19 protein-coding genes are annotated in these 19495 nt (G+C 34.9%); 1 reads left to right on the forward strand and 18 read right to left on the reverse strand.

The genetic code is table 11. From position 1 onward, the window contains the following. Positions 1–264 precede the first annotated feature (264 nt). The 6 genes from hpf to ACFVT8_RS18810 all read right to left on the reverse strand — a co-directional run bounded on the left by hpf (position 265) and on the right by ACFVT8_RS18810 (position 5212). Positions 265–816, reverse strand: a complete 552-nt coding sequence (gene hpf / locus ACFVT8_RS18785) for a ribosome hibernation-promoting factor, HPF/YfiA family (protein ID WP_387083732.1) — start codon at positions 814–816, stop codon at positions 265–267. Between the two features lie 156 nt (positions 817–972). Then, positions 973–1356, reverse strand: coding sequence for a PilZ domain-containing protein (locus tag ACFVT8_RS18790; protein WP_387083733.1), 384 nt, complete (start codon positions 1354–1356; stop codon positions 973–975). 211 nt (positions 1357–1567) lie between these two features. After that, a complete protein-coding gene (gene fliS / locus ACFVT8_RS18795) occupies positions 1568–1978 on the reverse strand; it encodes a flagellar export chaperone FliS (RefSeq protein WP_387083734.1) in 411 nt (136 codons plus the stop codon). A gap of 76 nt (positions 1979–2054) precedes the next feature. Then, positions 2055–2414, reverse strand: coding sequence for a flagellar protein FliT (gene fliT / locus ACFVT8_RS18800; protein ID WP_387083735.1), 360 nt, complete (start codon positions 2412–2414; stop codon positions 2055–2057). Positions 2415–2457: 43 nt separating this feature from the next. Further along, positions 2458–4800 carry a flagellar filament capping protein FliD gene (gene fliD, locus ACFVT8_RS18805; protein ID WP_387083736.1) on the reverse strand — a complete coding sequence of 781 codons (2343 nt, stop codon included), beginning with the start codon at positions 4798–4800 and terminating at the stop codon, positions 2458–2460. Positions 4801–4825: 25 nt separating this feature from the next. Continuing rightward, positions 4826–5212, reverse strand: a complete 387-nt coding sequence (locus ACFVT8_RS18810) for a flagellar protein FlaG (protein ID WP_387083737.1) — start codon at positions 5210–5212, stop codon at positions 4826–4828. Positions 5213–5935: 723 nt separating this feature from the next. On the opposite strand from ACFVT8_RS18810, the gene ACFVT8_RS18815 reads away from it, so the two are divergent. Beyond that, complete coding sequence (locus ACFVT8_RS18815) at positions 5936–7777, forward strand: 2-aminoethylphosphonate aminotransferase (protein WP_387083738.1); 1842 nt, start codon at positions 5936–5938, stop codon at positions 7775–7777. Positions 7778–7788: 11 nt separating this feature from the next. Here the strand turns inward: ACFVT8_RS18815 and aepY are convergent, their stop codons facing one another. The 12 genes from aepY to ACFVT8_RS18875 form a co-directional block, all read right to left on the reverse strand. Beyond that, positions 7789–8922, reverse strand: a complete 1134-nt coding sequence (aepY, locus tag ACFVT8_RS18820) for a phosphonopyruvate decarboxylase (RefSeq protein WP_387083739.1) — start codon at positions 8920–8922, stop codon at positions 7789–7791. 9 nt (positions 8923–8931) lie between these two features. Beyond that, a complete protein-coding gene (locus ACFVT8_RS18825; RefSeq protein ID WP_387083740.1) occupies positions 8932–9654 on the reverse strand; it encodes a class I SAM-dependent methyltransferase in 723 nt (240 codons plus the stop codon). Continuing rightward, entirely contained in the window at positions 9651–11261 is a 1611-nt protein-coding gene (aepX, locus tag ACFVT8_RS18830) for a phosphoenolpyruvate mutase (protein WP_387083741.1), read from the reverse strand. Before aepX ends, ACFVT8_RS18825 begins: the two co-directional genes overlap by 4 nt. Next, positions 11254–12393 carry a UDP-4-amino-4,6-dideoxy-N-acetyl-beta-L-altrosamine transaminase gene (pseC, locus tag ACFVT8_RS18835; RefSeq protein WP_387083742.1) on the reverse strand — a complete coding sequence of 380 codons (1140 nt, stop codon included), beginning with the start codon at positions 12391–12393 and terminating at the stop codon, positions 11254–11256. The genes aepX and pseC overlap by 8 nt, the downstream gene beginning before the upstream one ends. Continuing rightward, complete coding sequence (gene pseI, locus ACFVT8_RS18840; RefSeq protein ID WP_387083743.1) at positions 12390–13436, reverse strand: pseudaminic acid synthase; 1047 nt, start codon at positions 13434–13436, stop codon at positions 12390–12392. The genes pseC and pseI overlap by 4 nt, the downstream gene beginning before the upstream one ends. Next, positions 13433–14398, reverse strand: coding sequence for a UDP-2,4-diacetamido-2,4,6-trideoxy-beta-L-altropyranose hydrolase (pseG, locus tag ACFVT8_RS18845; RefSeq protein WP_387083744.1), 966 nt, complete (start codon positions 14396–14398; stop codon positions 13433–13435). Before pseG ends, pseI begins: the two co-directional genes overlap by 4 nt. After that, the gene (locus ACFVT8_RS18850; RefSeq protein WP_387084171.1) at positions 14398–15120 is read right to left on the reverse strand and encodes a cytidylyltransferase domain-containing protein; all 723 of its coding nucleotides are present in this window, start codon (positions 15118–15120) and stop codon (positions 14398–14400) included. The genes pseG and ACFVT8_RS18850 overlap by 1 nt, the downstream gene beginning before the upstream one ends. Further along, entirely contained in the window at positions 15120–15650 is a 531-nt protein-coding gene (pseH, locus tag ACFVT8_RS18855; protein ID WP_387083745.1) for a UDP-4-amino-4,6-dideoxy-N-acetyl-beta-L-altrosamine N-acetyltransferase, read from the reverse strand. Before pseH ends, ACFVT8_RS18850 begins: the two co-directional genes overlap by 1 nt. Beyond that, entirely contained in the window at positions 15647–16819 is a 1173-nt protein-coding gene (locus ACFVT8_RS18860; protein WP_387083746.1) for an acyl-CoA reductase, read from the reverse strand. Before ACFVT8_RS18860 ends, pseH begins: the two co-directional genes overlap by 4 nt. A 4-nt stretch (positions 16820–16823) precedes the next feature. Beyond that, on the reverse strand, positions 16824–17873 hold the full coding sequence (locus ACFVT8_RS18865) for a LuxE/PaaK family acyltransferase (RefSeq protein WP_387083747.1): 1050 nt from the start codon (positions 17871–17873) through the stop codon (positions 16824–16826). After that, positions 17873–19174 carry an AMP-binding protein gene (locus ACFVT8_RS18870; protein WP_387083748.1) on the reverse strand — a complete coding sequence of 434 codons (1302 nt, stop codon included), beginning with the start codon at positions 19172–19174 and terminating at the stop codon, positions 17873–17875. Before ACFVT8_RS18870 ends, ACFVT8_RS18865 begins: the two co-directional genes overlap by 1 nt. 67 nt (positions 19175–19241) lie before the next feature. Further along, complete coding sequence (locus ACFVT8_RS18875; RefSeq protein WP_387083749.1) at positions 19242–19478, reverse strand: acyl carrier protein; 237 nt, start codon at positions 19476–19478, stop codon at positions 19242–19244. Positions 19479–19495: the final 17 nt, after the last annotated feature.

Genomic DNA, 19495 nt, shown 5'->3' on the forward strand with positions numbered 1-19495 from the left:
CGATAATTTTTTCTACTGAATGAAGATAAAAAAGGCTCTCGCTTTTGCGAGAGCCTTTGTATATAATCAATTATGCCTCGGCATAATTGCGTCCTGAATCGGCTTTGTGCTTGCACAAAGAACTCCTTTCCGATTCCGTGACATCCGCCGGAGGCTTTTAACTTCTTTCAGCGGATATTTGGACATCCGCTGAAAAGTGATTTAAAACAACATTCATCTCACTATCTTTAGAGATGAGAGACTTCTGCTGAAAGAAGTTAAAGTTTAAGTTGTTTCAATTAAGCCGTATTTACCGTCTTTGCGTTTATAGACAATATTTGTGCCGTTTGATTCTGCATCTGTAAAGATATAGAAATCATGCCCTAGCATATTCATTTGTAAAACAGCTTCTTCTTGATCCATCGGTTTTAGATCAAATTGTTTTGTGCGAACAATAGAGTATTCTTCATCCTCTGTTGATACATCAGCCGCTGCTTGAGAAGTAGCAAAATAAAGGCCAGTACCTTCACGCTCACGGAATTTACGGTTTACTTTTGTTTTATGCTTACGGATTTGACGTTCTAATTTATCAACGATTAAGTCAATCGCAGCATACATATCATTATGACGCTCTTCTGCACGAAGAGTTAAGTTCTTCATTGGAATTGTAACTTCCACTTTAGTTTGCTTGTCATTATAAACCTTTAAATTTACGTTAGCGTTGGCGTTAACATCTTCGTTAAAATAGCGTTCAACTTTCTCGATTTTGTTTTCAACATACTCTCGAATAGCTGGAGTTACCTCAATATTTTCACCACGAATGTTAAAGTTTAACATGTAAACTCCTCCTTTATAACTGCTATACTATATATTTCTACACAAGTGTGTGAAATTCCTCTAAAATAATTCTTTTTTTCACAAAAATTTTTTTCCTGAAATAATGTGTAGCATCTGCGACAGCAACGAAATTAAATGTAGGATGAATGTTTTACTTTATAAATGAATGTTATTTAATTTTGCCTCATCCGCTTCTTTTCTTCTGCGCAACTTCAACTCTTCGACAATCAAATCTTCAACCGATTCTTGATTATTGAAATTCACGCCATACTGCTTGCCATTACCAAAAGGACGGCTCCAAATTATTTCACCATAAGCTCGTACCTCTCTTGTATCAAGAACAAAGCGTAAATCCAACGGACGAGGATTGACACCTAAATCCACCTCAGTAAACATCTTTAAACCGCGTGGACTAATATCAAGTAAATCAGCCATTGCCGTTTGCGCTTGATTGACTCTACCATCCTCATATATTGCAAAAGTCATTTTAACAGGCTCATCGAACTTAAATCGAAAACCTTCTTGGCGTTTAAATATCATCTACCCACCCCAATACTATTCTAAACATCTATTTAGCTTGATTATGACACGGTGCATGTTTTACATCTAGAGGGAATAAGTAACATATTTTGCCGATTAAAGACCTATTTTTTGACTACTTAAATGGTTCCCTTTTGTATGATGTAAATGCCGTGTCTCGTTTTTCACGCAAAGAAAAGAGACCATCTTGGATCGATGGCCTCTATGTTGTCTAAATTTGTCCAGTGTTTCCCTGACCGTATTGCTGCTGTCGATTGATGCGAATAACTTCCTTCCATGTATCACGGAATTCCATCACTAATCCCTCAACTTCTTCAATAATAGCGACATCACTTTGAATATTTGCCTCGACTAAACGACGATTCATATATTCATAGAGCGCAAACATATTTTTTGATATTTCGATATCCATATTCAATGTCGCCATCAGCTCGCTAATAATTGATTGTGCTTTTTGAAGATTTGTATTTTTTTCTTGGATATTCTTTTCTTTGATTGCTAGTTTAGCCTTATGCAAAAACTTCAAGCATCCATTATAAAGCATTAACGTTAGCTCACCAGGTGAAGCAGTTGTAACACTATTTTGTTTGTACGCATTTTGTGCTGTTAAATTTGCTGCCAATAAAGGACAACTCCTTTGAAAGGTTACTTATTTACTAGTTTAAACCATTTTATGAAGAAAAGCTAATAGGTAATTATTAATTCTTTTTGTCATAATACATACCATCCATCACACGAACATTCGAGTAAGGATTGTAGTATTGCTGTTCACTTTTTTTCGTTTTTTGTAGGGTTGCCATATCCTGCTTTACAGTGCTCATGACAGCAGCCAAGCGTTCTTTTATCCCATTATCTAATTCAAGTAAAGTTCGATGAATGCGATTCTGTTTGTCGAATAGAAAGCCTTCTTGAACCAAATCTTCAATAATTTTTCCACGCTTGTCTAACATGTCGTTAATGTTATCAATATATTCATCGCGCTCTTCACCATTTGGTATATCACCCAAAAGCTTAAATAAATTAGCTGACACCTGCAATAGTTGATCTATTAGTTTCATAATATTCTCCTACCTTGCTTAATTAGAAACGACCGCCAAAACCTTAACCTTGCGCGAACATACTAGATTGCTGGTTTGCTTTATTGATTGCTTGCTCCATAGCTGAGAATTGTTTCCAATAACGAGCTTCTACATCTCTTAGTTTAGCTTGTAATTTCGTCATACGCGTATCAGATTCATTAATCGCAATACCCAAACTAAATGTATTGTTAACAGCTCCCTCTCTTCCTGCTTGTTTCTCAATTTGGGTTGTCATTTTTTTCATCTCATCGCGTAAACGCCATGCAATTCCACGACTATCTTCTGTTACTTTTACTGTTTTTCCATTCACTATTTGTTCTTTTACAGTTACCTCACCCGTTTGAGAGAACATTTTAAACACTTGATCAGGATCTTTTTCTAATGCAGCATCTAGTTTTGCCTCATCAGTAATAACAAGCTTACCACTATCTTTCAAATCTTTTGATGTAGTAATACCAATTTCAGCTAAAGAATCCATGAATTTATCGCCAAGGCCTGCAACACTTCCCATAAATGTTTCGCGCATTTTTGCCATACCATCTCGAATAATTGAATCACTACGCAATAAACCACTCTTCGCTTTTTCATCCCAGAGCTTTTGTTCATTTTCACTCATCTCTTTACGTTGCTCAGCTGTTAGTGGTGCATAATCACGGTATTTACTTTCTTTTAGCTGTTTATTAAACTCATCAATCATTTCGTTATATTTTTCAACAAACTCCTTGATTTGTTCCTTCGCAGCCTTTGTATCAGTAGTAGCTTGCATTGTGACAGAGGCTACTGTCGTACCACCTGTTGGAGTATTGTTATTTACTTCTTCAGCATTAGCGTAAGCTTGCTCCGCATCTTTTTCGCGTTGCAAACCAGCTCCATAGTTGCTTTTTACACTATCATAACTCGCTTTTTCTTTTTCATAAGTTACTTGCTTTGTCGCAATATCCTTAAACTCATTTAGTCTAGTAGAATCCTGCGATAGAAACTGCAATTGTTCTACATTTGTATTTTTCAGCATTGTTTTTAAAGAGCCATCTGCAAGATCATTTATAGCAGTTTTAATTTCTTCTGTTGTCTTACCGTTCATGCTATTTAAAAACGTAATTGCCTCATCATTTGTAAGTAAATTTTTATTAGTTGCTTTATAAAGTCTTTCATCTGCTTCTTTATTCGCCTGGTTACGGAAATTCTCAAGGCGATCTGCATTATCTTTCATTCTATTTAAATCTGCATCACTATAAACGCTGAACTGGCTCATCGCTCTTAATGTATCAAAATCATTATTTTTAATAGTATCAATATCATCATCACTTAAATTCGCAATACGATTTTTATCTGCAAAATCTTTGTAAACCGATTGCTCCTGCTCTGTTAAAGTGGAAGCAAATTTACTAATGTATACAGTATCATAATCTGTCTTAAATGCGCTAGGAGGCAATGTAGCATTATTCAATTCATCTATCGTAGAAAAAGATGTGCCAAAATAACGATTCGCAGCATCAATGTATTTTTGAGTAAGCCCATTCGGCCCTGCCATAGCATCTTGTGCATTTTTAAGCTCTAATTTTGCTGCCTCAAACTGCTTTAAAGCAACGTCACCCGCATTAAAAGTCTGTTTTAATGTCATTTCATAACCTGAAATTGTAAAAGTATTAGATGAACGCTCTGTTTGAATACCATTTACTTCAAACATAGCATTCTTTCCATTGCTAGCCAATTTACCATCAGTAGATGCGAAGCCTAGTTTGTTAAATACATCCAAACCACCTGTAACAACAATTTCACCTTGTCCACCTTTTTCACTGCCTGTGTTTTTAGCAGTTAGGGACAATTTCCCACCTTCAAATAAAGCAGTAACACCTGCACCACTATTGTTAATTGTCTTTACTAAATCATTGATTGTCATATCATTAGTAAAATTAACTTTTGTTGCCTCTGTTGCTAATCTACCATCCTTACCAATTGATTGGATAGAAATAGAATTTACATTCAAATTTAGCTCACTTAACTTTGAATCACCGGTATATTCAGTTTGATTACCTACAGCTTGGGCTGCAGAAGCTAATTGTGACACACCACCAATTGTAATATTACCAGCTGCTCCTGAAGTAGCCTTTACTGATACTAAATTTTCATTTGATGAAGTTGCAGTTTTTTGATTCATTTTTCCTGAAAGAATCATTTTATCTAATAAGAAAGTATCAAATGTTTTTAGTTTTGCATTAACATTACGATATGCATCTCGTTTCCATTCTAATAATTGTTTTTGTTGAAAAGCTTTATTTAAAGGCATACGTTCTGCCTTCATTAATTTCTCTACAAGTGAATCAATATCCATCCCCGATGCTAAACCGCCAATTCTTGTTACCATACTTTTTTCCTCCTCATTAATATTTTTATATTTTCTTGTCTACAATCATACCCAGCATCTTCTGCATTTCATAAAATGCGTCCAATAGCTTTTTGGGAGGTATTTCTTTTACTACCTCCTCGGTATTTTGGTCAACCACCGTCACATAATATCGTTCTAACCCTTCATGATATACAAACTTCGCTGCGCTATGTGTAACTTCTAACATTTGGTTCATTGTATTTACAGCTTGTTGAACTTTAGCCTTTGTTTCCTCAGCATTTTCAAGTAATTGGACTTGTTCAACTTTAGATGTAGGTATTATTGTAACTTCACTACCTTGATTCGTCCCCCCCTCTACTGCTGGTTTATTTTTAATACCAGTTTGGATTATCGCCTTTGCATCCATATTTGTATTTTCTGATATACGCATTGTTTCCCATCCCCCCTTGATTCTCTTACAAGCGTTACTAGAGATAATATCGGATAAAAAAAAAAGAATTTCAGTTTTTCCATAAATCATGAAAAAAAACTGAAATTCTTATAGTTATAATGGGGTTCTTAGGTTTAAAATCAAAAAATATTATAAATAATATTATTACTAGTCTTTACTTCTAGGATTGATTTAACTCAATATTATGACAAAATATACGTTCTTGTGTATTGAATCCAGGATATCCCCTCTTTTACATCTTTTAAAAAGAAGGTTTATGTTAAATTAATTGTCGCTTTCATTGGATTTATTTTCATTATACACTAATCAAATGCAATTTAATGAGCATATAATAGACAACAAGCATCATATAACTTTCTAACTAATGTCTAAAGTCATATGTAAATAAGATTTTAAATACATAATTCTCAATATAATTTTCATGCATTTACCCCTTCTTCCTTAGAGGTAGCAAGAATTGTCCTATTGCTACCTCTAAGGAGGGTATCCTAATTTTGGAAATGAAAAGCGTTAATTAAAAAAACGCACATTAAAATTTAATCACCAAGGACTATTTTCAAGTCATATTGTCCTAAATACAAATTACACATAAAAAATTAGTAATAAACTAAAACTACTATTTTTTACGATTATCTATTATTATAATATTTTTAGGAGCTATCATTTTATATTTATAAGATAATTCATTAGGAGTGATAAGGTATGATAAAAACAGCAGTCATTTTAGCAGCTGGTATAGGTAGCCGCCTGCGACCATATACAGATAACCAACCAAAAGGATTTTTACAAATTTATAAGGATGTCCCTTCGTTAATTGAACTCTCTATAGAAGCACTACAACAGAATGGTATTACTAATATTATTATAGGCACAGGTTACCGTAATAATTTCTATGAGGATTTAGCTAATAGAATGCCTAATGTAACATGTATACATTCACCTGAATACGAATCAACAGGTAGCTTAGAAACACTCATGCAAATTTTCCCTCATATTTTAGGAAAAGATATTTTATTATTAGAATCTGATTTATTATACGATCCAAATGGGATACGAGAGCTTATGTGGCACAGAGAGCCTAATGTTATTTTAGCGAGCAATCCTACAAATTCTAATGATGAAGTGTATATCGAAACAACAGACTCTTTTAATTTAATTAATCTCTCAAAAAATAAATCAGAACTCAACACTACTTATGGAGAGCTTGTAGGTATTACAAAATTATCAGCTGCTCTGTTAGAAAATATAAATAAGCTATATAACGAAAAATTAGAATGTGCAATGTGGGATTATGAGGATGCATTAGTTGCTCTTGCACATCAAAATATTTTTGTACATAAAATCGCAGAGTATACTTGGTGTGAAATTGATAACGAAGAACACTTAGCGTTTGCAAGAAAAACTGTCTATCCAAGGATTCAATTATTAAGCGGACTACCTAAGCGAGATATTTTACTAAACCCCGGACCTGCAACTACCTCGACTGCAGTGAAATATGCACAAATTCAGCCAGATATTTGCCCTCGTGAAGAAGCATTTGGTGACGTCATGTGCTTTGTTTCATCAGAATTAACGTCGTTTGTTGCAAATAATGAGGAATATACTACTGTGCTATTCCCTGGTTCAGGTACAGCAGCTGTGGAAGCAATATTAACATCTGTCGTAAAGGATAATGATACTTTGTTAATAGTGCATAATGGGGCTTACGGAAAACGAATGCAAGAAATCTGTGATACATATGCTATTAACTATATAATGTATGACTCGTCTTATACAGAAGCAATAAATTATGATGAGTTAGAAAACTTCATCACAACCAATCAAACCAGTCATCACATTACACACATTGCAATTGTGCATAATGAAACGACCACTGGTTTATTAAATGACTTAACAATTGTTGGAGAGATGTGCCGTAAAAATAACATAACATTTATTGTTGATGCTATGAGTTCTTATGCCGCGATTCCAATAGATATGCCTACACAAAATATTCATTATTTAGCAGCTAGTTCAAACAAAAATATTCAAGGTATGGCAGGTATCGGTTTTGTAATCGCAAATAAAATTAATTTAGAACAATGTAAAAGTCATAAACGTAAAACTTACTATTTAGATTTATACGGACAATACGAATACTTTAATAATACAGGGCAAAGTCGCTTTACTCCACCTGTTCAAACCTTTTATGCACTACAACAGGCTATTATAGAAACTAAAAATGAAGGTATTATAAATCGCTATCAACGTTATAGTAATTCATGGGAAGTGCTTATAGCCAGCTTAAAAGAACTAAATTTAGATTGGGTAATTCCTTTAGAGCATCATTCTAAAATTATTACAGCTATTTATGAACCAGACAATAACAACTATGACTTTACTACAATGCACGATGAACTCTTTGCTAAAGGTTTTACGATTTATCCCGGTAAGGTAGGTAATTTAAATACGTTCCGAATCGCGAATATTGGGGATATCGATAAAACAGACATGCAAGGCTTTATTGAAGCCCTGAAAGAATATTTCAAAAAAATAAGTGAGTAGCCCGTATTGGGTTACTCACTTTTAATGTGTTGCATAAAACGACTTTTCACTTCAACAGGTGTTACACTAGGTCGTCCTAAGTTATCTTTCACTCCTAAAGACGTTTTACAGTAAGCGAAAGTTAAACCGCCTATTGTGTCCCACTCTTGTAAGGAATCTTTTAATGTTTGTTCGTCATCTAATGCAAAAACATGGTGATACTTTGTGGCTTTAGCCATATCTAAAAAATCAACATGAGAAGATACGGTAAACTGTGCACCTGTAGATTCATGTGCTGCATTGTCTAATAATAAGTGATATAGGTTATTCGGTGCGTAATAACCAAGTGTAGCCATTGTCCCTAATCGCATTAATAATGCACCATCTCCATCTATAGCAATCACTTTTTTATCAGGGCGAGCAACAGCTAAACCAAGTGCGATTGAACTAACACACCCCATCGAACCAACCATATACAACTGGTTTGCTGTATCTCCTAATTCGTACAACTCTCTTCCCGTTAAACCAGTGGTTGCGAGTACAAGTGCATTATCATCTGCATAAGATTTCACTGCTGATAACATAGTTAAGCGGGCAGGTAACTCACTTTTTTTCCCATATTCTCTATAAGTAACATCTATAGCTTCAATCTCACTTTGTTCTTTTAATGCAACCTTCCCAAAAGTCCCCTTTTTAACAATGAAAAAATAAGATTCGCCTTGTTCAATATGTGCATCTGCTTCCTTTAATTGCTGAAGTGCTTCGTCAAAATCAGTCGACAATATAGCATGAGGTATGCGCATAGTTGCTAGTAATTCACCTGTTATTTCACCCATTAATTCATGCTGTGGCTCATCATGTAACCCTTCTTCACCACGTAAACTAACAAATCCCAATACAGGAATCTTAAACGTATGGGTTAAAGATGTTAGTGGTGATACCGCATTCGCTAAACCTGAATTTTGGCATAGAAATACTGGCTTACGCCCACCAAGATAAGCACCTGAACAAATTGCTACAGCATCTCCTTCATTTGCAGCCATCACAAAATCTTGTTCATTAATTGCATAATTGATAAGATACTTTAAAAATGAGCAAGGTACACCACTATAAAAATCATAAGATAAATCATTTAAAGCTTCTCCAAACTGTTGTGCTGCTAACATTTTCCCACCTCACTTATACATGTAGCAACTATAAATAAATTCATTATTCCAGTATTCTTTAATCTCTGTTTTAACAAATTTAATTTGCAGTTCATTTTTTCTAGCAAAATCCTCAAAAAATACTTTTGGATAGAATAGTTTAGGTAAGTCTTTATATAATTCGTCAAAATTTGGTATTAATTCACGACGGAACTCATAATAAGAACATTCTTTATCCTTATCATGAATATCAATTAAAGCTATCATACAATTAGCTTTACTCAACATTTTTTCTAAAACTTTTTCAGCATACTCTAAGTCTTTAAAGTATGCGAAAACACCGTTTGATAGTATGACATCATATTTATTTTTTACATCTAATTCATCTGCATTTCCATATTCTAATTTTACTCCATATTTTTCTAGTATCTTATTTCCTCCATCAACTAAACTCTTAGAATAGTCTAGACCAGAACTTTTATAACCCATTTTACTTGTCAAAAGTAAGTTAGCACCATTCCCACAGCCTACTTCAAATAAAGTACTTATTTTCCCTCCTGTTTTATTTTCGTAATAATTTATTTCATTTTGTAATTCTTCAAATTGTTTCAGAAATGCATCATATGTAAAAGCACCATCAACAATATCAAAACCGTTAGCTTCTTTCATTTTTAAGAACAATTGTTTCTCATCAATTTCAACTACTGGATATTCAATTTGTTTTTCATTCCATATATTTCTCCAAGTATTCATACTAATCCATCCTTTTGAGCTTTGATGTTTTGTAAATCTTCAATAAGATCAATATCTATCCATCCACCTTTTATATATTTAATATTAACTTCATATTCATTAGCATAATTTGTTAAAAACTCATTAGTAGTCCATTTTTCTATTTTTGCTTGCTCTTTTACTTTGTTATAGAACATTTTCAAATTTGTAGCACCTTTGGACGTAACTTTCCATAAGCCTATAGACTCACCTGTTGGTTTTTCTATATTAGTACCGATTTCAAGTAATTTTTCAATTTGGTTAAATTCATTTTTAATATATTCATTTGTAGCTAATACTAAATCTTTTTTTACAGTACATTCTTCATCATTAATATCAGCATCAACTATCATTATCATGTCATAATTTTCATTTAATAATTCGTTTAATATATAAGACTTAATCAAAATATCCCCAAACATAATAATGGTGTTAGTTCGAATTTCATCCACTGCAAGCATTAAAGAGTCTAAATCCGTTGTATTAGCATAGTTATCATTATCTATTGTTTTAATATTTGGTAAAGAAATTGTTTCTTTTTTATAGCCACGAACGACAGTAATATCTTTAATACCAATATCATTTAGTTGATTAACAAGTGTATGTAAAATAGGCATGCCATTTACTTTTAGCATTGTTTTAGGAATATCTTTTGTTAAATCCCCTAATTGCGAACCACGAGAAGCTGCTAAAATTATAGCATTCACATCTTGTCCATAAGTCGGTAAATATTTTTTTTCTGCTTCTTTTAATTCATCCGCTCCCTGCAATTCAAATATGTGACCAACAGAAGCAATTGTACCTTCTACATTCACTAAACTTTGATCCTTATAAATGCGTTCTGTCGTTTCCTCCATAGCAGTAATTGCTGCACGCACATTATGATTAGCCCAAATAACCATGCTCACACCCCAATCTTTGAAATGAGAGGTCGGCGTTGAATAGTATTTCGTTGGTACAATAATAACAGGGTGACGGTCATTCCAAATCTCCATAAATGCTTTAATTTCTGAAGCATTACTTTTTTTACTATGCATTAAAATCGCATCTGCCCCAGCTTGACGATAAGCTTCTGCTCGTTTTACTGCTTCGTCTAGCCCCCAGCCTGCAATAAACGCTTCAACACGTGCTACTACAATAAAATCAGGATCTGTTTGCGCATCTTTAGCAGCTTTAATTTTGCCGCAAAACTCATCAATATCTGCAAGAGGCTGTGCTTCACCATTTATAAAGGAGTTTGTCTTAGGGAACAATTTATCTTCAATACATACGCCTGCAATACCTCGTTGTTCTAACTTTCGAACGAGACGACGCATATTATTAAAGTTACCGTAACCTGTATCCCCATCTAATAAAATAGGAAGATCTACAGCATCATTCATAAATTCAATCACTTCAAGTATTTGAGTCCACGATGCTTCATTATTATCACGAACACCTAGTGCCGCTGAAATTGAGAGTCCACTCGCCCAAATACCTTTAAATCCAGCATTTTCAACTATTTTTGCGGAGAGACCATTATGTGCTTCCATAATAAAGTTAAGCTCATTCGATAAAAGTAGATTTTTTAACTTTGTTGTTTTATTCATGTATATTCTCCTTAATCATTCTAACAATCTTAATTATATCAACATGTGAAAGATAAGTATGTAGAGGTAGTGTTAGAGCATTTTCATACCATTTCTCCGCCTTCGGACATAAACCTTTTTTATAGCCTAATTTCTGATAATAAGGGTGCCAATACACTGGCATGTAGTGCACATGCACGCCAACATTTTCCTTACGCATTAGTTCAAATACTTTTTTACGGTCAACATGATTAGACAATTGTACAGAATATAAATGACATCCTGATTCCGTATTTGGCAACTGGTAAGGAATTGTAATGCCTTCCACATCTGCGAGCAACTCGTTATACATTGTCACAAGCTCACGACGCTTCGCAATAAATATATCGAGCTTTTTCATTTGCGAAATGCCAAGTGCTGCTTGTAAATCTGTTATGCGATAATTATAGCCAAGGTCTGTCATTTCGTAATACCAATCACCTTGCTCCTGCGCAAATGGTGTTTGCTCAATACCATGGCTACGGAACTTCAGCATTTTTTTATAGTATTCCTCATTATCAGTAACAATGACACCACCTTCTGCCGTTGTAACGGGCTTCACAGGATGGAAGCTAAACATCGTCATATCAGCAAATGTACCTACTTTCCGACCCTTGTATGTAGCGCCTAGTGAATGTGCACCATCTTCAATTACAATTAAATTATGCTTTTTAGCAAGTTCCATAATCGGATCCATATCAGCGGGCTGCCCCGTAAAATCAACTGGAATAATTGCCTTCGTCTTTGATGTAATATTTTTTTCGACTTCTTTAACGTTTATGTTATAGGTCTTCTCATCAATATCAGCATAAACAACAGTACCATTCATGTAACGTACGCAATTTGCACTTGCTGCAAATGTAATCGGAGAAGTGATTACTTCATCTCCTTCTCCGATATCAGCCGCATAACAGGCTCCATGAAGCGCAGCTGTCCCATTGGAAAAAGCTACCGCATATTTTGCGCCTACATAATCAGCTACCGTTCTTTCGAATTCTGCAATTTTAGGACCTGTCGTTAAAAATGGAGAACGTAATACATCAACTACTGCTTGAATATCCTCTTCATCTATACATTGGCGACCATAAGGAATAAACTCGTCTAATTTTTTCATAGTATAAGCTCCCAGCTTACAGGCGTACCCTTTTTTGCTTCCTTTTTAATCGTTTTTCCTAATAGTAATTCATAATACTTTGTAGGTAAGCCTAAGCCTGGACGTACATCTCTTAAGTTTTCTTTAGTAAAGACATCCCCTGCTACCATATCTTCCCCAATGTAAAGCGAACGGCGGTCATTAGATGATTTTATTTCCGCTTCAGTTGGGCCATATTTTACTTCACCGATAGATTGCCATGCGCGCTCTGTTTCTTTTACTAACATTTTCAGCTCATGAGGCTCCATTGAAAAGGTTGCATCTACCCCGCCTTCTTCACGCGATGTTGTAAAGTGTTTTTCGATGACTGTAGCGCCTAATGTCACCGCCGCAACGGACACACCTACACCCATTGTATGATCTGATAAACCCATCTCGACATTAAACAATTCACGCATATGTGGAATGGTTGCTAAATTTGAATTTTCTGGTGTTGCTGGATATGTACTTGTACATTTTAATAAAATGATTTGGTTGTTTCCTTCTTCTCGGGCAGCACGTACAGCCTCATCTAATTCAGCGGCACTTGCCATACCTGTTGAAATAATCACCGGTTTTCCTGTGCGAGCTACCTTTTTAATTAATGGAATGTCCACATTCTCAAACGATGCAATTTTATAAGCAGGCACATCTAACGTTTCTAAAAAATCAACTGCTGTTTCGTCAAATGGTGAGCTAAACGCAATTAAGCCTAACTCTTTAGCACGATTAAAAATCGCCTCGTGCCATTCCCATGGTGTATAAGCTTGTTGATATAATTCATGCAAAGACTGACCTTTCCATAAACTATCCTCATTTGAAATAAAAAATTCGTTAGTGTGCACATCTAATGTAATAGTGTCTGCTGTATATGTTTGTAGTTTTAATGCATCTACCCCCGCTTCAGCAGCCAGCTCCACCAATTCTAATGCTCTCTCAAGTGATTGGTTGTGATTACCAGACATTTCTGCAATAATAAATGGTCTTGAATAAAGACTTATTTCACGTTCTCCAATTTTAATCATTGTATCAACTCCAATATTTCATAAAGCCACAGGTTTGGCTGATTATTTACCGTAATTTGTAATCCTTTATCACTTATAGTTTGTAATTCACTAATAGATAGGTTGTTTAATACATCTCGATAAGTTTCAACTGTCACTTGTTCATGCCATCCTAGGCTGATGCAAGCTCCTAACTTTGCTGCATATTCAATACCTATACACTGATTATCTGCTACAATCGTACACGCTGCTGGTAAGCCAACAAAACAACGCTCCCAAGTTGTCGCACCGCCTGCCCCTAATGAAAAATCTGCTTTTCCCATAAGTTCTGCTATGTAATTAATTTGTTGATGATAATGATAGTTTCGTTTATAACAAACCTGCTTAATCTCATCTTTATGAACATTACCATTTCCGACTACAACATCAATGTGAGCAAAGTTAAAATCGCCTAACGCTTCTAAAACCTTCAATGTTTCTGCTGTAGGATCCGAGCCACCCATAAATACAAGTATACGTTGCACATGCCTTATATTTCTGTGATAACGAGCTTGAATGAATTCCTCACGCATAATTAAATACTTTGGCCCTAATAACCTTAAGCACTTTTCGTTAACGAGAAAATCGTATCTTCTATCATAATGAGGAGTAACATTTTGGTCTAATATCATATCACAGTCATGCTCACGGTTCGCAAGGTCATCGATAACCATTATTCTTTTCGTAAACTTACGTATTTCACGCTCTTGCACCATACCAATTTCATAGTGGTCTATAATATATAAATCAGCATTTTCATAAGCTGTTATATTAACAAAACCTTCTTTTTCAACAAATTGAATCAAATTTCCGGGCAAATCACTCATTAGAAATTTTACCTCACACTGCTGTTTCTCTAAACTTTTGGCAATAGTCAAACAACGCATCACATGACCACTGCCTATGGCAGTCGACGCATCCGCAACAATTATTATTTTCTTCATTACACCACCGGCTTCTGTTCAATATGTGCATTTAATTTTGCAATATCAGGATTTTCCTGTAAATAACGTACAACTTCCGAACTTTTCACCAACGGATCATTAAAATGGTGTGCAACAGCTTGGCACAATGAATAATCCTCATCCGTGTCAAGTGTAATGCGTAGCATAGGTACTTGGATTGCTTCTTTTGGGGTATATGTCGCACGAGTAAATTCAAGCATATACTCATAAGCATAATACGTCACATGTTCACGGTGACGCTCTTCTGTACTTATTTCATGAATACGATAAAGCGCATCATATGAAATAATTTCTACCGCTAGCCCTCTAGGTAATGCTATCTCAATATCAATAACATCTACTTGTTGCTCTTTTATTAGTGTTACCAAATCATTCGCTAACTCATAATCAACAAATGGGCAATCAGAAGTAACACGCATCACATAATCCGGACTATATGGCTTAGCTGCTTGCACATACCGATCTAGCACATCTTGTTCGCTACCACGATAATAAGTAACACGATTGGTTTCACACCATTCTGCAATTGCATCGTCCTGTGGTAAATTTGATGTCGCTACAATTACTTCTGTTACACCATTAATTTGTCGACAACGTTTTACAACATAACTCAGTACATCTGAATCATTAAGTGGTTTTAATACCTTGCCAGGTAGACGAGAAGAGCCAATACGGGCTTGAATAATCGTAATTATTTTCATCATTCCACCTCCACAATATACTTACTATACCTCTCATTTATACTCCAACGCTCCGCTGTCATTTCAAACAAATGAACATCATGCCAAACATTATTTTTAAAAATATGCTTTTCTAAAATACCGACTTCTCGAGCACCTTGGCGTAAATGAAGTTTTTGTACACCTTCATTAATATCCATAACTTCTCCAAGTAACTTTTTTAATCCTAATTCCTTAAATGCGTAATTGTACATATAAAGGCCAATAAATCCTGCTAATAAAGCATACTTCTCTTCACCCACATAAAAATTCCAATATGCTCTTTTATTATGCCAATTAATAGATGTTAATGAAATTAAGCCAATTGATTCACCATTATATTCCATAACCCAATACATTGAAGTTTGGCATTCATTAATGGCTTCAAACCATTTTTTTTGATTCTCCATACTATAAGGAATATCTGTATACATGACACGTGTAATATTTTCTTTAGTACGCCAGTCCAAAATTTTTTGTAAATGCTTTTTTTGTACCTTTCTCCAAATCACAAGATTACAACCTTTCTTGTATAGGATGTTAGAAATTGTTGACCATCCCATATGTTACTAAAGTTCAAAGCTTGTCCTATTGGTACAATTCGGTCGATAGCTCGGTTAGAAATAGCATTCACTAACACTGCGAGTTCTTCTTTTGAAACACCATAATAACTTAAGGTTTGATCTTTATCCGCCAACTTATCTGCTATTTCTTCCAGTGATTGAACACTGCATTCTAAAAATAATCCAGCACCACAATGTTGTTCACGTAGCTCAATATCCATTCCCGTTACTTGAATACGTATAAATGTTGGAGCTAACGATACATTATCTGTAGCTTTATCCGTCGCATACTGCATCGCTGTAGTTAATTTTGTAACCTGTAGAGCTGACTGGAATTCATACTGTTCACTTTTTATATGTTGGTCTAAGCTTCGCCAAAACTGCTCAATCGCTTTAGTATTGTTACCTAACCAAAAAATAAGGCGTGGTGATGAACATGCCATTTGGTCAAACCAAAAGGCATCGTTGTAAAATTTCTTCACAATCACCTCTATATCATCTAGCGCTTCGCTGTTCAATAATGCAACCGAAAAGCGATCAGGAAAAGCTAACTCGTTAGCTAGCGGGGCTAGAGGAACTTGACGAATTTCTTTAATAGTTGTATCACCACCCCAAATCACACGTGTATGACAGATCTCACTGATTTTTTCGGTAGCCCCTTCATCGTGGTTATATGTACATAATATCGTCTGTTTTGCGATAGTATTAAACTTTCCAGTATGAAAAGCCTCAATAATTGTTGTGAGTAAGACATTATCCTGACTTTTACCTGACAACCGAATAATATTGCGATTACCTGCAAATAACGATAACAGCCAAGAGTACACAAATATTGTATCTACATTCGAAGGCGCAATATGAAATACTGTACCTCGTGCAACTTTAATACTCTTTGCATTTTTTTCCCTAAATTGATCTTGCATTTCCTTAATATTGGATTTACGTAACCAATAGCCTAATGCAACAATTTCCGGTTGGCTTCGCATCCGTAACCATTGCTTTGATAAATAATTGGCAAATGCAAGTACTTCTTCATCAAATAATGGCAATACTTTTGTTACTTGTAAAGCCGCTAATGCTTGATCAAACGATTGATTCGTTGGCCAAAATACTATCATTGTTTTATCCTCCCTGAAACGTATCACTGCAACCACGTACTTCGGCTTTTGGAATTCGACCTGCCACTGTGAAATACTTACCTTTCCATCCACAAGTGCAATTATCTTCTCCATGAATAGTACCAATATCTTCCGTTAATAAAGAATGACCTGGATAGCTTTTAGGTAGTTCACTTAACACTTGTATTACTCCCTCTTGTCCATTAATAAGAGGCTCAAACGTAATTTTATCTCTCACGATAATATCCGCATAACTCGGTGCATGTAAGTAGCCTGCGCTACACTCAACAAAAATAGAGCCAACTTGTTCAACCATGCCGTAATAATTATGGATTTCTTTAATACCAAACCACTCTTTTAATAATCGATTGAATGTTACCGAGTCAACTGCTTTGTCTTTTAACTTCTTCCAACCACCGCCGTGAATTAGAATACTATCATTAAAATCTAAACTAATACCTCGTTTTTTACTTACTTGATAAACATATTCCCAAATCATAAAAGTAAAACCAAATAATAAAATACGCTGTTCTTTATGTTCTTCTAAATAAGCTTGCAAACCTTCAATATCTAATGTCATATCATCATTCAATGCGTAAAAATGTTTACGTCCAAAATTAGCAAAACCTAATATTCCGGCTCCGCGTGCACTAAATGAATTACGATTCTTTAACACCGATTTCGTATCAAAAATAATCATCGGTAGTCGCTTTGTACCAAGCAATGGACGCATCACATCAACTAATGTTTTAGTTTGTACCATAGCTGTATTTTTATCTAAAAAAATTTTAGATACTTGTTGTCCAGTCGTACCACTTGAAGTCAATACCTTAAATACCTCATTTTGTGACACAGAATATAAATCCATTAGCTTAAATAATTGCACTGGTAAATATGGTATATCTTCTAATCGCTTAATTTCTGTTAGTAACTGGCTTTTTAGCATCATTTGACTATACAATTCACAATGTGTCAAATGCCATGCCGTTAATTCTTTTAACTTCTCAAGAAGTTGTGTTTCCTTCTCTTTTTTAGACAAATCATATGGTTGCATTACAAATACAACTCCTTCAATGCATTATAGTTTAATTTTCCATTTGAAAACCTAGGAAATTCCTCTAATACATGCACACAAAATCCTGAATTATGTAAATGATACCACGATTGAATTAACTTCCTAATAATATCTGCCACATCACTAGTAGTGACAATAATTAACTTGTCATCCTTTCCTGTACACGCCACATTAAACCCTTCAGCCTCTAGCTTACGCTCAACATCATCCAAGTTAATGCGCAATCCAAACAACTTAATAAAACGCTTTAACCGTCCTGTAATTGTGTAATAACCATCTTTATCAACTACCGCTGTATCACCTGTATGAAGCACGCCTCCTAACTCATCACCTTTTGCTAAGTCGGTTATTGATTCCGCATAGCCCATCATCACATTATCACCATAATAAATCAGTTCACTCGTTTCCCTATCTATATCAAATCGGCCACCAGGTACAGCAATGCCGATTGTACCTGACTTTTCATTTAATAGCTCATAAGGAATATATGACATACGTGGTGCTGCCTCTGTTTGACCATACATCACATAGAAGTATTTATTCTTTTCCTTCGCATATCTCGCAAATGCAAGGACTTCTTTTTCATTTAAGCGCCCCCCCGCTTGCGTAAGTGTCTTTAAATACGGTAAGTCCATTTTCATAAACCCTATTCGAAGTAACATTTGATACGTAAATGGAACACCTGCTAAAGACGTGGCATGCTGTTCTTGTATATACGACCAAAAACCTTTTTCTATAACACTTTGCTCAATAAGCAATAATGTTGCACCTGCTTGCATGTGACTATTTACAATTGACATACCATAAGAATACGAAAGTGGTAAATTCATAATTGCTCGCTCATTGGTATTAATCGATAGATATGTCACAATGGCCTCTGCATTACTTTGTAAGTTATCATAAGATAATCGTACAAATTTAGGACTACCCGTTGTTCCTGATGTGCTTAGTAATACAGCTAAATCCTCATTTATTTTTACTTCCATAGGTCTAGTATGATACAAAATACCTTGCTTCTCATTGTATCCATCTACTTTATCAATTCCTATAATATAATAGGGACTATACTGTTGAATAATTGTACGTAACAGATCTATATGTAGCGTATAATCTACTAACATTATTGCATGTCCTGCACGCAACGCACTAACATAATAGGCTACGGTTGCCTCATCATTTCGACATACTAACAAAACAAGGCGCTTAACATCCTGTTGAAAACACTCTGGTACTGTAACCACACCATTCTCTGTTCGTAATACTTTTTCAAAAAAATACATGTTCTCCACCTCTCATATATACTATCGACAAAAAAGCATCTGCATAAAGGCGCAGATGCTTTCTAACTTAAAACAACACATCATATTTAGCTAAAATTTCTTTTGCTTTAGCAAATGAGTTCATATCTAAAACATCATCTGTATCTAGCATTGTATCAAACACATCATCAATCTCTGCAACAAGGGCCATATGGGCAATAGAATCCCATTCTGGAATGCTGTTATATGTAAGTCCATCTGTCACTTGTGATTCATTAATACCTAAAGCCTCTATAAAAACTTGTTTTAATTTTTGTTCATTCATTAATAACGCTCTCCTTA

It is taken from the genome of Lysinibacillus sp. NPDC058147 (assembly GCF_042884205.1).
Classification (GTDB): domain Bacteria; phylum Bacillota; class Bacilli; order Bacillales_A; family Planococcaceae; genus Lysinibacillus.